We start from the raw sequence: 16104 nt of genomic DNA, 5'->3' as shown, positions 1-16104 counted from the left end.
CTTACGAACCGGCCACCGTGCATATGCCGTAGGCGACTGTTATCTCGAGTTCACGCGGTGGCGACCGCCTATTGGTCCAGCCGGCGAAGGCCGTCCACCGACCGGGCCCGGCCGGAGCGAACGCGGGGGTGCGGTCAGCACACCTGGGTGACGGCGGCCCGAACCTGATGTGGCCAGCCCAGTTCGTCCAGCAGGGCGGCGGTGTCCTCGCCCGCCCCCAGCTCCTGGATCGCCGCCAGATCGCCCGGAGTGTCGACGTCGTGGCGCAGGCCCGGCCAGTCGCCGTGCAGAGGCAACGCCCCGTCCTCGTAGTGGTGGCGGGCCGAGTCCGGGCCGAATCGCGGCCGCAATCCGACACCCGCCGGCGCCAGCAGCGCCGCCGTGCCGGTACCCACGTGATCGGCTACGAGGGCGGGGGTGTCCATGGGTGCGGCCGCCAGCACCGCGGACAACTCGGCTGTGCGCAACGCCGGCAGATCCGCCTGCAGAGCCAGCAAACCGACCGCGCCGTGCCGGGCCCGCAGCGCCGCCGCGGCCGCGGACAGGGCGGCATTGAGGCCGTCCGGGTCGGCGGTGGCGTTGCGCGGCTCCGGATGCACCACGGCTCCGAGCGCGCGGGTCGCGCGGGCCACCACGGGATCGGGTGTGACGACCGTGATCGAGGCGATCGCCGGAACCGCGCGGGCCGCCCGCACGGTGTCGGTCAGCATGGCCAATACCAGCCGCGACCGCTGTGGCGGGGCCAGCACCCCGGCCAGCCGGCTCTTGGCGCTCTCCAGGGTCTTCACCGCGATAACGGCGTGCACGGTGTGCGGGCACATGACCCCATCCTGTCATGGCATATTGGGCTGATGACGAGGGCGGCGGTACTGGGTGCGGGATCGTGGGGAACGGCATTCGGGAAGGTGTTGGCGGACGCCGGGACCGAGGTGACGATCTGGGCCCGCCGGCCCGAGGTCGCCGAGGCACTGGCCACCGACCATCGCAATCCGTATTACCTGCCGGGGGTACAGCTGCCTCCGGTGGCGGCCACCGACGATTACGCGCGCGCCCTGGACGGCGCCGATATCGTTGTCCTGGCAGTGCCCTCGCAATCGTTGCGCGCGAATCTGAAGATCTGGGCGCCGGCCATCGGCGCCGACGCCACGCTGCTGAGTCTGGCCAAGGGTATCGAGAACGGCACGCTGCTGCGGATGAGTGAGGTGATCGCCGAGGTGGGCGGCGTCGAACCGGAGCGCATCGCGGTGCTGTCGGGTCCCAATCTCGCCAAGGAGATCGCCGCCGGGCAGCCCGCGGCCACGGTGATCGGCTGCGTCGACGCCGATCGGGCCGTCGCGGTGCAACAGGCTTGCGTGACCGGATACTTCCGGCCCTACACCAACACCGATGTGATCGGCTGTGAACTCGGCGGGGCCTGCAAGAACGTCATCGCCCTGGCCTGCGGGATCGCCTCCGGCATGGGATTCGGCGACAATTCGCTGGCCGGCCTGATGACCCGGGGGCTCGCCGAGATCATCCGGCTCGGCGTCGCGCTGGGCGCCGAACCGGTGACCCTGGCCGGGCTGGCCGGAGTCGGCGACCTGATCGCCACCTGTACCTCGCCGCTGTCGCGGAACCGGTCCTTCGGCCAGGTCCTGGGAAGCGGCGGGTCCATGCAGGCCGCGCAGGAGGCGACGCACGGGCAGGTCGCCGAGGGCGTGAAGTCCTGTGCGTCGGTCCGGGCGCTGGCCACGGCGAACAATGTGGAGATGCCGCTCACCGAGGCCGTACACCAGGTGTGCCACGAGGGGCTGGCGGTGCAGTCGGCGGTGGAGAAACTTCTCGGCCGCCGGATCAAATCCGAATAGCCGCACGGGCGGTCCGCCACGGTTACCGAGCGCTCCGGCAGGGTACGGTTCGGACATGAACCGGATCAGGGTGGCCGTGGTCTTCGGCGGACGTAGCAACGAGCACACCGTGTCCTGTGTATCGGCCGGTGCGGTGCTGCGGAACCTCGATTCGGCGCGTTTCGAGGCGGTGCCGATCGGGATCAGCCCGGAGGGCACCTGGATGCTGGCCGGTGGCGACGCGGCCGAGCTCGCCCGGCACGACCGCACCCTGCCGTCGGTCACCGGCGGCGGCACCGAACTGATCCTGGCCGCTGATCCGAGCCGGGCCGGAACATTGGTCGCCCTCGACGATCCGCGCACCACGCTCGAAGCCGTCGACGTGGTGTTCCCGGTGCTGCACGGAGCGTTCGGCGAGGACGGCACCGTGCAGGGAATGCTGGAACTGGCCGGAATCCCGTACGTGGGCCCCGGAGTGCTGGCGAGCGCCGCCGGAATGGACAAGGAATTCACCAAGAAACTCCTCGCCGCCGACGGGCTGCCGGTCGGCGTGCAGGTGGTGCTGCGTCCGGGGACCGCCACCGTGGCGCCCGGGGACCGGGACCGGCTGGGGCTGCCGGTGTTCGTGAAACCGGCCCGTGGCGGTTCGTCGATCGGCATCACCAAGGTCGCCGACTGGGCGGATCTCGACGCCGCCGTCGCCGCCGCGCGCGCGCACGATCCGAAGGTGATCGTCGAGGCGGGCATCGTGGGCCGCGAGGTCGAATGCGGGGTGCTGGAATTCCCGGACGGCCGGGTGGAGGCCAGCGTGCTCGCCGAGATCAAGATGCCCGAGGACCTGGCCGACGCCGACGCCGGTGAGACGCCCGGACCCGCGTTCTACGATTTCGATACCAAATACCTCGACGACGTCTGCGAATTCGATGTGCCGGCCAAGCTCGACGACGAGATCTCCGACGAGGTCCGGGCGATGGCGGTGCGCGCCTTCCGCGCCCTGGACTGCCAGGGGCTGGCCCGGGTCGACTTCTTCGTCACCGACGACGGTCCGGTGATCAACGAGATCAACACCATGCCCGGGTTCACCCCGATCTCGATGTACCCGCGGATGTGGCACGAGACCGGGATCGAGTACGGGGAACTGCTGACCACCCTCGTGGATACGGCGCTGGCGCGCGGTATCGGGTTGCGCTGACCGGCGTTCAGTTCGGCAGTTCGCCCGGATCGATCGGCTGTGCGGGCAGTTGCGCCGTGATGGTGTCCGATACCGCCTGCAGCGATGTGGGACCGGAACCGTCGGGAACGGTGAGAGCGATATAGGTTTCGCGGTCGACCGCGAACCAGGTGGCGGTCGCGGCGGCGTCGTCGCGGACCTCGAACCACTGCACACCGTTGACGATCTGCAACGTGGAGGCGCGGTCGAATTCCAGGGGACGGTCCAGGCCGCAACGCAACACGATCGGTTCGCCGCCCTCGGGCAGCTGCCAGGCCACCGTGGCCGGCGGCACCGGATCGACCAGCGTCGACCGGGTGCGGTCACCCAGGTCGGCGGGCAGCGCGGGTATCAAGGTGGCGCAGGCGGTGCCGGTCGCCGCCGGAGCGGGGATCGGCCCGAGCGCCAGCGGTTCGCGATCGACCGGGCTGCGCAGCGCGACCACCGCCGCGACCACCACACCGATCAACAGCGCGATGGGCAGTGCCACCGCGGTCGCGATCAGTGCGGGCGGATACGGCGTGCGCTCCGATTCGGTGCTGTCCGGGGTATCGGTGTCCTGATCCGGCGATGTCCCCGGCATCCTCGGCGGTCCTTTCGTCAGCGCGTGCGCACGGCGGATGCGGTGCGGTCGAGCGCCCGGCCGCCGTGCCTGGTCACCGGCCACAGGGTACCGTCAGGGCCGGGAGCGCCGGCGTACCGGCCGGACGCTCGCGGACCGCGGGTCCGGAGTCGTCCGAAGCGGCACGGAGTCGTCGGCGCATCACGCCGCCCGGGAGCGGCGTCCCGCCCGCCGGTGGACAACCGGCCGGTACGAGAATCGAGTGAGGAAGGTCTCACGATCAGCACCGGACCGACAGTGCGCGACCTGGGCGAATTCGCCCTCATCGAACAGATCAACGCAGGCCGGGACCAGGGTCCCGCGGTAGTGCTCGGACCCGGTGACGACGCGGCGGTACTGACGGCCGCGCGGGGGCGCTATGTGGTGAGCACCGATATGTTGATCGAGGACCGGCATTTCCGGCTCGACTGGTCGGGTCCCGGCGATATCGGCCGCAAGGCGATCGCCCAGAACGCGGCGGATATCTACGCGATGGGCGCCGAACCGGCCGGCTATGTGGTGGGCCTCGGGCTTCCCGACCGGACCCCGGTGGATTTCGTGACCGAACTCGCGGACGGGTTCTGGGCGGAAGCGGCGCGGTCGGGCGGATCGGTCGCCGGCGGGGATATCGTGCGCAGCCCGCAGTTGGTGATCTCGGTGACCGCCTTCGGCGACCCCCTGGGCGAGCGGCCGGTGACCAGGTCGGGCGCGCGACCGGGCGGAACCGTCGCCGTCGCCGGGCAGCCCGGCTGGTCGGCGGCCGGGTACGCGATGCTCTCGGGCGCACACCCGGTGGGCGCCGGACCGAGCGCGGAAGCATCCGCCGCGGCGGTGGCCGCGCATCGTGCGCCGCGGCCGCGCTACGACCTGGTACGCGAGGCCATGGCCGGCGATTGCGTACCGGACGCGCTCACGGATATCTCCGACGGGCTGCTCGCCGATCTCGGGCATCTGGCCGAGGCGTCCGGAGTGGCGATCGACCTGCGGTATGCCGCATTGCGCGATCCCGCGCTGGACCGGTGCGCCGCTCGGCTGGAAGTCGATGCGCGGCAATGGATTCTGACCGGCGGTGAGGACCACGTATTCGCGGGCGTCTGGCCCGCCGGAGCGACGCCGCCCCCCGGGTGGACTCCGATCGGGAGTATCGGGGCTGGTCAGGGCGTAACTATCGACGGTGCGGGGTTTCCGGGTCCGCAGGGCTGGGAAGCCTTCTCCGGGACGGACTCGGCGAAACCGCACCACTCACGATAGGTTGTGCGGTCATGGGCACGAAACCACTCGTGGAAATCATCGATCCGGGCTGGGCGAAAGCACTGGATCCGGTCGCCGACCGCATTGCGGAGATGGGCGAATTCCTGCGTTCCGAGAACGCCGCGGGCCGCGGGTATCTGCCCGCCGGGGAGAACGTGCTGCGTGCTTTCCAGGAGCCGTTCGAGGCTGTCCGGGTGCTGATCGTCGGTCAGGATCCCTACCCCACCCCCGGGCATCCGATGGGTTTGAGCTTCTCGGTGGCGCCCGATGTTTCGCCGGTGCCCCGCAGCCTGGCCAATATCTTTTCCGAGTACACCAAGGATCTCGGACATCCCACACCGAGTTGCGGCGATCTGAGTCCCTGGTCGCGCCAGGGTGTGCTGATGCTGAACCGGGTGTTGACGGTCATGCCCGGAAAACCGGCTTCCCATCGCGGCAAGGGTTGGGAACAGGTCACCGAGCAGGCCATCAGCGCACTGGTGGCGCGTGACGAGCCGCTGGTCGCGGTGCTGTGGGGCCGGGACGCGGCGTCGCTGAAACCGGTGCTGGCCGCGGCTGAGGTGCCCAGTATCGAGTCCGTGCATCCGTCACCATTGTCGGCGTCGCGAGGATTTTTCGGGTCGCGTCCGTTCTCCCGGGTCAATGAACTACTGGACGAACTCGGCGCGGAGCCCGTGGACTGGCGCCTGCCCTGAGCAGTCGTCTGATGAAAAACAAGTGAGGAGCACACCATGAAACTGCGCGGCATCACCGCCACGCTCGCACTGGGCGCCGCCCTGTCGGGCGGGGTCGGGGCGACGGCCGGAGCGGCCCCGCTGACTCTGGAACCGGCGCGTCCGGTGACCGAGCCCGCCGCACCGATCGGCGAGGACTTCACGTCGACCGGGTCGTCGACGATCTCCGCCTCGGTGAACGCCAAAGGCGCCTGCCTGTTCCAGCGGACCCTGAGCGCCATGGACCTGGACTGCTGATTTGTCCGTTCATACGGCGTAACGCCCGCTTATTTGCGATGCTGAAAATCGTGAGTAATGCGAACAATCTGCTCGATCCCGTCCAGCTGCGGTTACGCGGCGCGGGCGGGATCGAGCTCGTTGCGGACCAGTACGGCCCGCCCGACGGCCCCGCCGTACTGTTCCTGCACGGTGGCGGCCAGACCCGGCACTCCTGGAAACAGACCGGTGCACAGCTCGGCGCCGCCGGAATCCGCGCGGTCACGCTGGACGCGCGCGGGCACGGCGACAGCCAGTGGGCCTTCGATCGCGACTACCGCTACGAGGCCATGGTCGGCGATGTCCTCGCGGTACTGGACCAGCTGGGCGGTGGACCCGTGGTCGTGGTCGGCGCCAGTATGGGCGGGATCACCGGGATGCTGGCCACCGCCGCACCGGGGGGCGACGCGATCTCCGCACTGGTCCTGGTGGATATCGTCACCCGACCCGAGCCCGAAGGCGTCAACCGAGTGCTCACGTTCCTGAGCAAGAATCCGGACGGATTCGCCAGCCTCGACGAAGCCGCGGACGCGGTCGCGGACTATCTCCCGCACCGGCCACGGCCGAAATCCAACTCAGGACTGCTACGCAACCTGCGCAAACGGGAAGGTCGCTGGTACTGGCACTGGGATCCGGGCATTCTCGGCGATAAATCCGCCGATCCCGATGATATGGCGCGCACCCTCGACGGCGCGGCCCGCGCACTCGACATTCCCGTACTGCTGGTGCGCGGGCTGCAATCGGATGTGGTGAGCGCCGAGGGCGCCGCCGAATTCATGGAGCTGGTTCCGCACGCCGAACTGGTGGAGATCGGCAATGCGGCCCATACCGCCGCCGGCGACGACAACGATGCCTTCACCGAGGCGGTCGCGAAGTTCGTCACTCGCGCTCACTGAGCCGTCCGGGATTGCTCATCGCTCGCGGATCAGGACCTGCATCCGGATGCGCGGGTCTTCGTTCCCCGGCCGACTCTCGCCGGCGCCGGTCGATACCGCACCGACCGGCTGCGCGGTCGTCAGCGCAGTCCGGAATAGTCCGGGGCGCGTTTGGCGAGGAAGGCGTCCACACCTTCACGGCCGGTCGGGCTTCCGGCGGCCGTGCCCATCGCATCGCGTTCGGCGTCGAGCTGTTGGCTCAGTGTCGCGGTGGCGGAGCGGCTCAACAGCGTCCGGATGGAGGTGTAGCTGGCCCGCGGCCCCCGCGCCAAGGTGCGCGCCAGGTCGCGGGCGCTGTCGCGGACCGATTCGTCGCTGTCGGTCAGCCGGGCCAGGATGCCGAGGCGCTGGGCCTCCGCCGCGTCGAGTACCGCGTCGGTGAGCAGAATTTCCCGGGCCTTCGCCGCGCCCACGAGCCGCGGCAGGGTCCACGACATACCCCCGTCGGGGCTCAGCCCGACTCCCGGATAGGCCGGGCGCATCCGGGTCCCCGGACCGCCGATCGCGATATCGGCCGCGCAGACCAGGCTCATTCCGGCGCCGGCGGCCCAGCCGTGCACCGCGGCGACGACCGGGACGGGTGCGCTGTCCAGGGCGCGGACGAAAACGTGCAGGGTATCGGCCAGTTCGTACAGGTGCGCGGAACGATCCTGCGCCGCCGCGAAATCGCGGACGTCACCCCCGGCGCAGAAATTCGGGCCCGCGCCGGTGAGCAGGACCGCGCCCACCTCGGCGGAGAGCTCGGCCAGGGCGGCGGTTCCCGCGGCGACCCCGGCGAAATCCAGGGAGGTCCCCTTGGCCGCGGTGGACAGCGTGATCTCCAGGACCCCGTCGTCGATGTGGACGTAGTCGGCTTCGGTGCTCATGATCGAGACCTTACTGCCGCCGGATCATCCGGATCTCGGTTGCCGTGGCGAACCGTTCGGCACGACTGGCGCCGTCGGGGACGAATCCGTACTTGGCGTAGAAAGCGCGGGCCCGGGGGTTGCGCTCGAAAACCCAGAGCGAACACGAGCGGTCCGGTTCGAGGACGGCCCGGATCAGCGCGTGCGCGAGCCCGGTGCCGTAGCAGCCGGCTCGGACGTACATCGCGCTCAGTTCCCGCTGCGCGACGGCCGGCTCGTCGCGGGGCGGGCCGTACTGGGTGAAACCGACTATCTCCGCGCCCGATTCCGCGACCAGGATCCGGCCGCGGTGGTCGCGGGCGATGCGTTCCCATTTCGCGGCGCGGCGGTCGAGGTCGAACGCGTCCAGGACATGGTCGGGGACCAAGCCGCGATAGGCCTCACGCCAGCACGCGATATGGCAGGTTGCGAGGGCGCGAGCGTGTGCGGGCACGAGCGGGACGATCGACCACGATTCGTCCGGGGCGTTCGCGAGGTCTGCGTTCGTGCTCGTGCTGGTACTCCTTCGCAGTCGTCGCAGTCGGATACGAATACGACCTCGCCCCGGTTCCTGCGTGGAACCGGGGCGAGGTCGTCTATCGAAGCGCTGTGCGCCCGTGGGATGAAGCCGGAGTACCCGGTATCAGCCGCGGACCACCTTGCCCGCCTTCAGGCAGGAGGTGCACACGTTCATCCGGCGGGTGTTACCCGGGGCGACCTGCGCCCGCACGGTCTGGATATTCGGGTTCCAGCGACGGTTGGTGCGCCGGTGCGAATGCGAGACCGATTTACCGAAGCCGGGGCCTTTGGCGCAGACGTCGCAGACGGCAGCCATAGTCGCGAACTCCTTCATGTCATCATGGGGGATCTGCCACCGGTACGGCGGTCGATCCTGATCAATGTCGTCATGCCTGCCGACGATCTTCGGCGAATGCGATGACCAACGGCGAGCGCCGACCGGGAACGGCCGCGCCAGGCAACCCTGCAAGACTAGCCCGCCCCCTGGTGATCCACCAAACCGGGGTGAGCCGCCCCACGTGCGAGTCGGGGCCCGCCCCGGTTCCGGGGCGACAGAGCGATGGATCGCGGCGACTGAGCGGCGGAGTGGAGAACCGGGGTGGACAGGGCCCCGACCTGACCCGCCCCGCCGAAGCCGGGGCCGATAGACACGGTCCGGCACTGCTCGAGGTGTCGGAAGCGGCCGCTAACCTGGCGGTCGAGAAATCCGACGACCAGGAACGAGGTGGCGGTGCCCGAAACCCGGCAGGGCGGCGACGGTTCGCCCGCCCTCGGTTCCGCGCGCGGCGGGCTGGGCGGGGCCGACCTTCTGGCCTGGGGACATACCTGTGTGGCGGCCCTGGCGCAGCGGCGCGCGGAGATCGACGCGCTCAACGTGTTCCCGGTGCCGGATTCCGACACCGGGACCAATCTGCTGGCGACCATGCGCGCGGCCGTGGCGGAAGCGGACGGCCTCCCGGAGTCCGGCGGTAATGCCGACGCAGGCCCCGGGGAACCGGAGTCGGCCCATCGCGTCGCCGCGGCGCTGGCGCGGGGCGCCACGGCCGGGGCGCGCGGAAACTCCGGGATCATCCTGTCGCAGGTACTGCGCGGTTTCGCGGACGCGACGGTGGACGCCGAACTGGACGGCCGGACCTATCCGATCGCACTCGTGCGGGCGGCGTCGCGGGTACGGGTCAGTCTGAGCGAGCCGGTGGAGGGCACCATCCTCACGGTGCTCGACCGGGCCGGTGCGGCCGCGCACCACTGTGCCGAGCCCGGACTGGCGGCGGTGGCCCGTGCCGGAGCAGACGGTGCGGCGCGGGCGCTGGCGGAGACCCGCGATCAGCTCCCGGTGCTGCGGGACGCCGGGGTCGTGGACGCGGGCGCGCGCGGGCTACTGGTGTTGCTGGACGCGATGGTCACGATGGTCACCGGAGAAACGCCGGTACGGGACGAGTACCGGGCCGCGGAGTTCGGCGTTCCCGCCGGTCGGCGGGAACCGGCCCGGCAACCCGGATACGAGGTGATGTACCGCGTCACCGGCGCCGACGAGGAGCGGATCGCCGCGCTGCGGGCGCGGTTGGACGGCCTGGGCGATTCGGTGGTGGTGGCCGCCGACGGCGCGGGCGGCTGGTCGGCGCATGTGCACTGCGCGGATGCCGGCGCGGCAGTGGAGGCGGGCCTCGCGGCGGGGAGCCTGCGCGCGATCCGGATCGAGCAGTTGGCCGAGGGTTCGCACGAGCCTGCCGCGGCCGGCTTCTCCGGCTGGGCAGGCTCCCGCGCCGGCGCTGTCGGGGAGCGCGCGGCCGTGGAGATGCGGCAGCTCCACGCCCGGGCCGCCCGGCCGTCCTCCGGGCGTATGGGCGGAGTCGCCGACCGCGGCGTCCTCGCGGTCGCCGCGGGTGCCGGAGCGGCGGCGCTGTTCGAGGCGGGCGGCGCGGTGGTGCTGAGCGCGGAGCCGGCTCTGGAATCGGCCGGGCTGCTCGCGGCCATCAGGCGGATGCCGCACCGCGAGGTGCTGGTGCTGCCCAACGGTGCCCTCCCGGCACACGATCTGGTGGCGGTCGGCGCGGCGGCCCGGGACGCGCGCCGGGATGTGCTGCTGCTGCCCAGTGCCAGCATGGTCCAGGGCCTGGCCGCGCTCGCGGTGCACGACCGGTCGCGGTTCGCCGTGGACGATGCCTTCGCCATGTCCGAAGCGGCGGCGACCACGCGCTGGGGCGCGCTGCGCCGCGCGGGCGGACGGGCGCTCACCATGGTCGGAACCTGCGCGCCCGGCGACGGACTCGGCCTGGTCGGGCACGATGTGGTGGTGATCGACCGGGATACCCACGCCGCGGGAGCTACTCTGCTGGACCGGATGCTCGGGCTGGGCGGCGAACTGGTGACCCTGCTGGTCGGCGCGGGCGCGCCGGACGGGCTCGCCGCCGGGCTCGCCGGGCATATCGGTGACGAATTCCCCGGTGTCGAGGTCACGGTGTATTCCGGAGGCCAGCAGGGTGATCTGATACAGATCGGAGTGGAATGAGTATCCGCCGGACCGCGATGCCCCGGCGGGCGGCGGTGACAGGAGTATCGCGATGGCGACACTGAGCGACCGCCTCGACCATCTGCTCGGCGCGAAAGCCGCCGCCTCGCTGGCGGACGCGTTCGATATGCAGACCGTCGAGGATCTGCTGCGGCACTATCCGCTGCGCTATGCCACCCAGGGTCAGCCGCTCACCGAGGAGGCGCCGGAGGACGGCGCGCACATCACCGTGATCGGCCGGGTCACCAAGGCCGATCTGCGGCCGATGCGGCAGCGGCGCGGGTCACTGCTCAAGGTGGTCCTCGACACCGGGGGCGGCCGAGGTGTGGACGTCACCTTCTTCAACGGCGACAAGGTGAAATACGCGGTGCGCCCGGGTGCCCGGGCCATGATGTCGGGCACGGTGACCTACTGGCGGCCCGGCCAGTGGAACCTCAGCCATCCCGGCTATCTGATCCTGCCGGAGCCGGACGCGGACGAGCCGACGCTGACCACCGTGCGCGGCGGGGGCGATCTGCGCGGGATCGCGCAGAGCGCGAAAGGCGCCGGCGGGGTGGATATGTCGTTTTTCGAGCGCGAGTTCATCCCGGTCTACCCAGCAACCGCGAAAGTGCAGAGCTGGGAGATCCTGGCCTGTGTCCGCCAGGTGCTCGACCAGCTCGATCCGCTCGCGGACCCGCTGCCCGAAGAGGTCCGCGACGAGCGGGAACTGATGCCGGTGGGCGACGCCCTGCGCCTGATCCACCTGCCCGAGCACACCTCCGATATCGAGCGGGCGCGGGAGCGGCTCCGGTTCGACGAGGCGCTGGCGCTGCAACTGGTGCTCGCCGAACGGCGGCACGAGGTGTCGGGCCGGACCGCCCGGGTGTGCCCGCTGCGCCCGGACGGGATCGTCGCCGCCTTCGACGAGCAGTTGCCGTTCGAGCTCACCGCGGGCCAGCGGCAGGTCATGACCGAGATATCGGCCGATCTGTCCCGGGAACAACCCATGCACCGGTTGTTGCAGGGCGAGGTGGGTTCGGGCAAGACCATTGTCGCGCTGCACGCCATGCTGCAGGTGATCGATGCCGACCAGCAGTGTGCCCTGCTCGCCCCCACCGAGGTGCTCGCCGCCCAGCACTACCGTTCGCTGACAGCGATGCTGGGCGAACTCGGCCGGGCCGGTGAACTGGGCGCCGCCGATACCGCGACCCGCGTGACGTTGGTGACCGGTTCGATGCCCGCCGCCACCAAGCGGGCGGCACTGCTCGCCGCGGTGACCGGGGACGCCGGCATCGTCATCGGCACGCACGCGCTGATCCAGGACGCGGTCGAATTCTTCGATCTCGGCCTGGTGGTGGTCGACGAACAGCACCGCTTCGGGGTGGAGCAGCGCGACGCCCTGCGCGCCAAGGCCAAATCGGGATTCTCGCCGCACCTGCTGGTGATGACCGCCACGCCGATCCCGCGCACCATCGCCATGACCACCCTCGGCGATCTGGAGACCTCCACACTCACCGAACTGCCCCGGGGGCGTTCGCCGATCGCGTCGAAGGTAGTGCCGCGCCGGGTGCACCCCAACTGGGTGGACCGGGCGTGGGAGCGCATCACCGAGGAGGTCGGCCAAGGGCGGCAGGCCTATGTGGTGTGTTCGCGGATCGGGGAGGACGAGGACGGTGGGGGCAGCGGTAAACGCGGTGCGAAGGCGCGGGACGCGGAGTTGGCGAAGGAAGCCCCCACCACCCAGGCGGTGGTCGATGTCTTCGAACGTCTGCGCACCGGGCCGCTGGCGCAACTGCGGATCGGGCTGCTGCACGGCCGGTTGCCGTCGGACGAAAAAGACCAGGTGATGCGTGATTTCAACGCGGGCGATATCGATGTGCTGGTCTGCACGACCGTGGTCGAGGTCGGGGTGGACGTGCCGAACGCGACCGTGATGGTGATCGTGGACGCCGACCGGTTCGGCGTGAGCCAGCTGCACCAATTGCGCGGTCGTATCGGTCGCGGCGCGCATCCGGGCCTGTGCCTGCTGATCACCGATGCCGCGCCGGGCGGTCCGGCGATGACCAGACTCGAGGCCGTCGCCGCCACCACCGACGGTTTCGAACTGTCGGTCCTCGATCTGCGCCAGCGGCGGGAGGGCGACGTGCTCGGCGCCGCACAGTCGGGCACCACCCGCTCGTTGCGCCTGCTCTCGCTGCTCGACGATCTCGAGGTCATCACCGCGGCGCAGGAACTGGCGCGCGGGCTGGTCGAGGCCGATCCCGGGCTGACCCGGAATCCGGGCCTGGCGGCGATGATGAACGCCGCAGTCGACTCCGAACGCCTGGAGTACCTGGCGAAATCCTGATCGGCGCCACCGCGGATCTTGTGCGGCACGGTGCGGGGAACCGGGTCGTGATGATCGGCGTCAAACCTGGCGACGGGTATCGCCGAGGCGAAAGGGGTTGGGCGTTATGGAAAGACAGCGAGGGTGCCGGGCGGTGCGGCGGCCGTTCACCGCTCCGGCACGGGTTCGGCCGGTACTGCGGGTGACGCAGCCGTGCCCGCACTGTGTGGCCGAGCGGACGAAACGCCGGGAGTCCGGCGCGGGGGAGCTGGAGGGCTGAACCGGCCCGGGCCGCGCTCCGATCGGTGCGGCCCGGGCCGGTTCAGCATCTGCTCAGCGCACGCTGCGGGCGGCGGCCACCATATTGCGCAGGGCGGCCTCCACCTCGGCCGGACCGCGGGTCTTCAGACCGCAGTCGGGGTTCACCCACAGCCGCTCGGCCGGAACGGCTTCCAGGGCGGCGCGCAACGACCCGGTGATCTCCTCGACCCCGGGCACCCGAGGCGAATGGATATCGTAGACACCGGGGCCCACGCCCGCGTCGAAGCCCGAGGCGTTGAGATCGTCCAGCACTTCCATATGCGAACGGGCCGCTTCGATGGAGGTCACGTCCGCGTCCAGTCCGGCGATCGCGTCGATCACCTCACCGAATTCCGAATAGCACAGGTGGGTGTGAACCTGGACGGAGTCGGCCACCCCGGAGGTCGCCAGCCGGAACGCGTGAACCGACCAGTCCAGGTACGCCTGCTGATCGGCGACGCGCAGCGGCAGCAGTTCACGCAACGCCGGTTCGTCGACCTGGACGATCCGGATCCCCGCGTTCTGCAGATCCACCGTCTCGTCCCGGATCGCCAGTGCCACCTGGCGCGCCGAATCCGCGAGCGACTGGTCGTCGCGGACGAAAGACCAGGCCAAGATGGTCACCGGGCCGGTGAGCATGCCCTTCACCGGTTTATCGGTGAGCGACTGCGCGTAGGTGATCCAGTCCACCGTCATCGCGGCCGGGCGGGAGACATCGCCGAACAGGATCGGCGGCCGCACGCAGCGGGTGCCGTAGGACTGCACCCAGCCCAGCTCGGTGGCCGCGAACCCGTCGAGCTGTTCGGCGAAGTACTGGACCATATCGTTGCGTTCCGGTTCGCCGTGCACCAGCACATCGAGTTCCAGTTTCTCCTGCAGCGCGATGACCTCACCGATCTCGTTCCGCATCCGCCGCACGTATTCGGCCCGGTCGATCTCACCTTTCCGCAACGCCGCCCGGGCCAGCCGGATCGCCGAGGTCTGCGGGTAGGAGCCGATCGTGGTGGTCGGCAGCGGCGGCAACTGCAGCCGGCCCTGCTGCAGCGTCCGGCGCTGTTCGGCGGGCGCGCGCCGGACGGCGTCCGGTCCGAGCGCGGCCAGCCGGGCCCGCACCTGCGCGTTGCCGATCCGCGGATCGGCCTTGCGGCTCGCCGCCGCGGCGCGCGCCGCGGCCAGTTCGGCCGCGACGGATTCGGTACCGGAGTTCAGTCCGGCGGCCAGTACCCGGACCTCGGCGATCTTCTCGGCCCCGAAGGCCAGCCAGGAACGCAGCGCGTCGTCCAGCTGTGTTTCGACCGCCAGGGTGTAGGGGACGTGCAGCAGCGAGCACGAGGTGGAGACCGCGACCGAATTCGCGCTACCCAATAGGGTCGCCAACGTGGACAGGGCGTGGTCCAGGTCGGTGCGCCACACATTGCGGCCGTCGACCACCCCCGCGACCAGCAATTTGTTCACCAGAGCCGGTACGGCCGCGACGTCGGCGACGTCGGCGCCCGCGACCAGATCGATCGCGACGCCCTCGACCTCGGTCCCGGCGAGGGCCTCGAGTGCCGGGCCCGGATGCCCGAAATAGGTGGCGACCAGAATCGCGGGCCGGTTCGCCGACGCGGTCAGTTCGGTGTAGACCCCGCGTAGCACCGCCAATTCGTCGGCGGTGAGATCGGTGACCAGCGCGGGCTCATCGATCTGCACCCACGCCGCACCGGCCGCGGCGAGCCGCCGCAACAACTCCTGGTAGAGCGGTACCAGCTCGCCGACCCGATCCAGCGCCGCGGCGCCGGTGGTCTTGGCCAGTTTCAGGAAGGTGATCGGCCCGATCACCACGGGCCGGGCCGGCACCGCGAGCTCGATCGCCTCGGCGAGCTGTGCGAGCAACTCGTCGGGATGCAGCGTGAAAGTCGTCTCCGGGCCGATCTCGGGGACCAGGTAGTGATAGTTCGTATCGAACCATTTGGTCATTTCCAGGGGTTCCACCGATTCGGTTCCGCGGGCGGCGGCGAAATATCGATCCAGTGGATCCTCGATACCGGCTACCCGGTCCGGCAGGGCGCCGAGCAGGGCGGCCGTATCGAGCATCTGATCGTAATAGGAGAAGGTGCCGACCGGAACGGAATCCACTCCGGCGGAGATCAATTCGGTGTACTGATCGCGGCGCAGCGCACGCGCTGTCTCGTGCAGCCGGGCGGCATCGATCTTCCCGGCCCAATAGGATTCGGTCGCGCGTTTCAGTTCCCGGCGCGGCCCCACGCGGGGCAGTCCGAGGACCGTCGCGCTGAACGGGCTGTGCGAAATAGCAGTCACGGTGTTCTCCAGTGCTGAAGTTCGACGGCCATCACCGTCCACAGGCGCACGGGCACCGATGAGACCCCGGACGATCCAGCGGTGCGGCCGGATCGACAATGTCAGCACAGGTGGACCGCAACGCCCGATCCACGAGGCGGTGGCCACCGGATACGGCGTACCCGGTACAACCGGCAGGTCTTCGGACTCGCGGGCACCGGCCTGTCGGCCGACCTACTGGCCGTCGCTTCCCAGGCTGTGTGCCCAGTGCTGATGACGGCGGTCGTTCCTGCTCACCGCTGCGGGACAGTTCCGGATTCTCACCGGATTCCCTCTCACCCGCGTGGTGCGGGCTTCGGCGCCGGGACGGACGTTCGGGGCTCCTTGTCGTCCGGCCGGCGAACCAGCTGCACCGACCACCATAACGCGGCCGCGCCGGGTGGCTCCGGGCGGTCGGGCGGCATCGCCTTCGCACCTCTTCGCAACATCGGC

At 70.3% G+C, this 16104-nt stretch carries 14 protein-coding genes and 1 riboswitch; of the genes, 8 read left to right on the top strand and 6 right to left on the bottom strand.

What is annotated here, in order from left to right; translation table 11 throughout:
• Positions 1–134: 134 nt before the first annotated feature.
• Entirely contained in the window at positions 135–821 is a 687-nt protein-coding gene (gene cofC, locus OG804_RS14310; RefSeq protein WP_328397690.1) for a 2-phospho-L-lactate guanylyltransferase, read from the bottom strand.
• 30 nt (positions 822–851) lie between these two features.
• Between cofC and OG804_RS14305 the strand changes: the two genes are divergently transcribed.
• Positions 852–1847 carry an NAD(P)H-dependent glycerol-3-phosphate dehydrogenase gene (locus tag OG804_RS14305; protein ID WP_328397688.1) on the top strand — a complete coding sequence of 332 codons (996 nt, stop codon included), beginning with the start codon at positions 852–854 and terminating at the stop codon, positions 1845–1847.
• Positions 1848–1902: 55 nt separating this feature from the next.
• On the top strand, positions 1903–3018 hold the full coding sequence (locus OG804_RS14300; protein WP_328397686.1) for a D-alanine--D-alanine ligase family protein: 1116 nt from the start codon (positions 1903–1905) through the stop codon (positions 3016–3018).
• A gap of 7 nt (positions 3019–3025) precedes the next feature.
• Here the strand turns inward: OG804_RS14300 and OG804_RS14295 are convergent, their stop codons facing one another.
• Positions 3026–3619, bottom strand: coding sequence for a DUF3515 domain-containing protein (locus tag OG804_RS14295; protein WP_328397684.1), 594 nt, complete (start codon positions 3617–3619; stop codon positions 3026–3028).
• Between the two features lie 213 nt (positions 3620–3832).
• On the opposite strand from OG804_RS14295, the gene OG804_RS14290 reads away from it, so the two are divergent.
• Genes OG804_RS14290 through OG804_RS14275 form a run of 4 tightly spaced genes read left to right on the top strand, consistent with a single transcriptional unit; the run spans position 3833 to position 6773 of the window.
• A complete protein-coding gene (locus OG804_RS14290; protein ID WP_328397682.1) occupies positions 3833–4888 on the top strand; it encodes a thiamine-phosphate kinase in 1056 nt (351 codons plus the stop codon).
• An 11-nt stretch (positions 4889–4899) separates the two neighbouring features.
• Positions 4900–5583 carry a uracil-DNA glycosylase gene (locus tag OG804_RS14285; RefSeq protein ID WP_328397680.1) on the top strand — a complete coding sequence of 228 codons (684 nt, stop codon included), beginning with the start codon at positions 4900–4902 and terminating at the stop codon, positions 5581–5583.
• Positions 5584–5619: 36 nt separating this feature from the next.
• Entirely contained in the window at positions 5620–5859 is a 240-nt protein-coding gene (locus OG804_RS14280; RefSeq protein WP_328397678.1) for a hypothetical protein, read from the top strand.
• Positions 5860–5909: 50 nt separating this feature from the next.
• Entirely contained in the window at positions 5910–6773 is an 864-nt protein-coding gene (locus OG804_RS14275; RefSeq protein WP_328397676.1) for an alpha/beta fold hydrolase, read from the top strand.
• Positions 6774–6892: 119 nt separating this feature from the next.
• Here the strand turns inward: OG804_RS14275 and OG804_RS14270 are convergent, their stop codons facing one another.
• From OG804_RS14270 to rpmB, 3 genes are all read right to left on the bottom strand, one after another.
• On the bottom strand, positions 6893–7678 hold the full coding sequence (locus tag OG804_RS14270; RefSeq protein WP_328397674.1) for an enoyl-CoA hydratase/isomerase family protein: 786 nt from the start codon (positions 7676–7678) through the stop codon (positions 6893–6895).
• 10 nt (positions 7679–7688) lie between these two features.
• Entirely contained in the window at positions 7689–8150 is a 462-nt protein-coding gene (locus tag OG804_RS14265; protein ID WP_328397672.1) for a GNAT family N-acetyltransferase, read from the bottom strand.
• 189 nt (positions 8151–8339) lie between these two features.
• Positions 8340–8531, bottom strand: a complete 192-nt coding sequence (gene rpmB, locus OG804_RS14260; protein ID WP_011210730.1) for a 50S ribosomal protein L28 — start codon at positions 8529–8531, stop codon at positions 8340–8342.
• A 474-nt stretch (positions 8532–9005) separates the two neighbouring features.
• On the opposite strand from rpmB, the gene OG804_RS14255 reads away from it, so the two are divergent.
• Positions 9006–10724 carry a DAK2 domain-containing protein gene (locus OG804_RS14255; protein ID WP_328398402.1) on the top strand — a complete coding sequence of 573 codons (1719 nt, stop codon included), beginning with the start codon at positions 9006–9008 and terminating at the stop codon, positions 10722–10724.
• A 52-nt stretch (positions 10725–10776) separates the two neighbouring features.
• Positions 10777–13053, top strand: a complete 2277-nt coding sequence (gene recG, locus OG804_RS14250; protein ID WP_328397670.1) for an ATP-dependent DNA helicase RecG — start codon at positions 10777–10779, stop codon at positions 13051–13053.
• A gap of 312 nt (positions 13054–13365) precedes the next feature.
• Here the strand turns inward: recG and metE are convergent, their stop codons facing one another.
• Positions 13366–15633, bottom strand: coding sequence for a 5-methyltetrahydropteroyltriglutamate--homocysteine S-methyltransferase (gene metE, locus OG804_RS14245; protein ID WP_328397668.1), 2268 nt, complete (start codon positions 15631–15633; stop codon positions 13366–13368).
• A 155-nt stretch (positions 15634–15788) separates the two neighbouring features.
• A riboswitch (cobalamin riboswitch) is annotated at positions 15789–15990 on the bottom strand.
• Positions 15991–16104: the final 114 nt, after the last annotated feature.

The organism is Nocardia sp. NBC_00416 (assembly GCF_036032445.1).
Lineage (GTDB): Bacteria > Actinomycetota > Actinomycetes > Mycobacteriales > Mycobacteriaceae > Nocardia.
The sequence above is the reverse complement of the archived record's forward strand: the minus strand, read 5'-3'. Positions and strand labels throughout refer to the sequence as shown.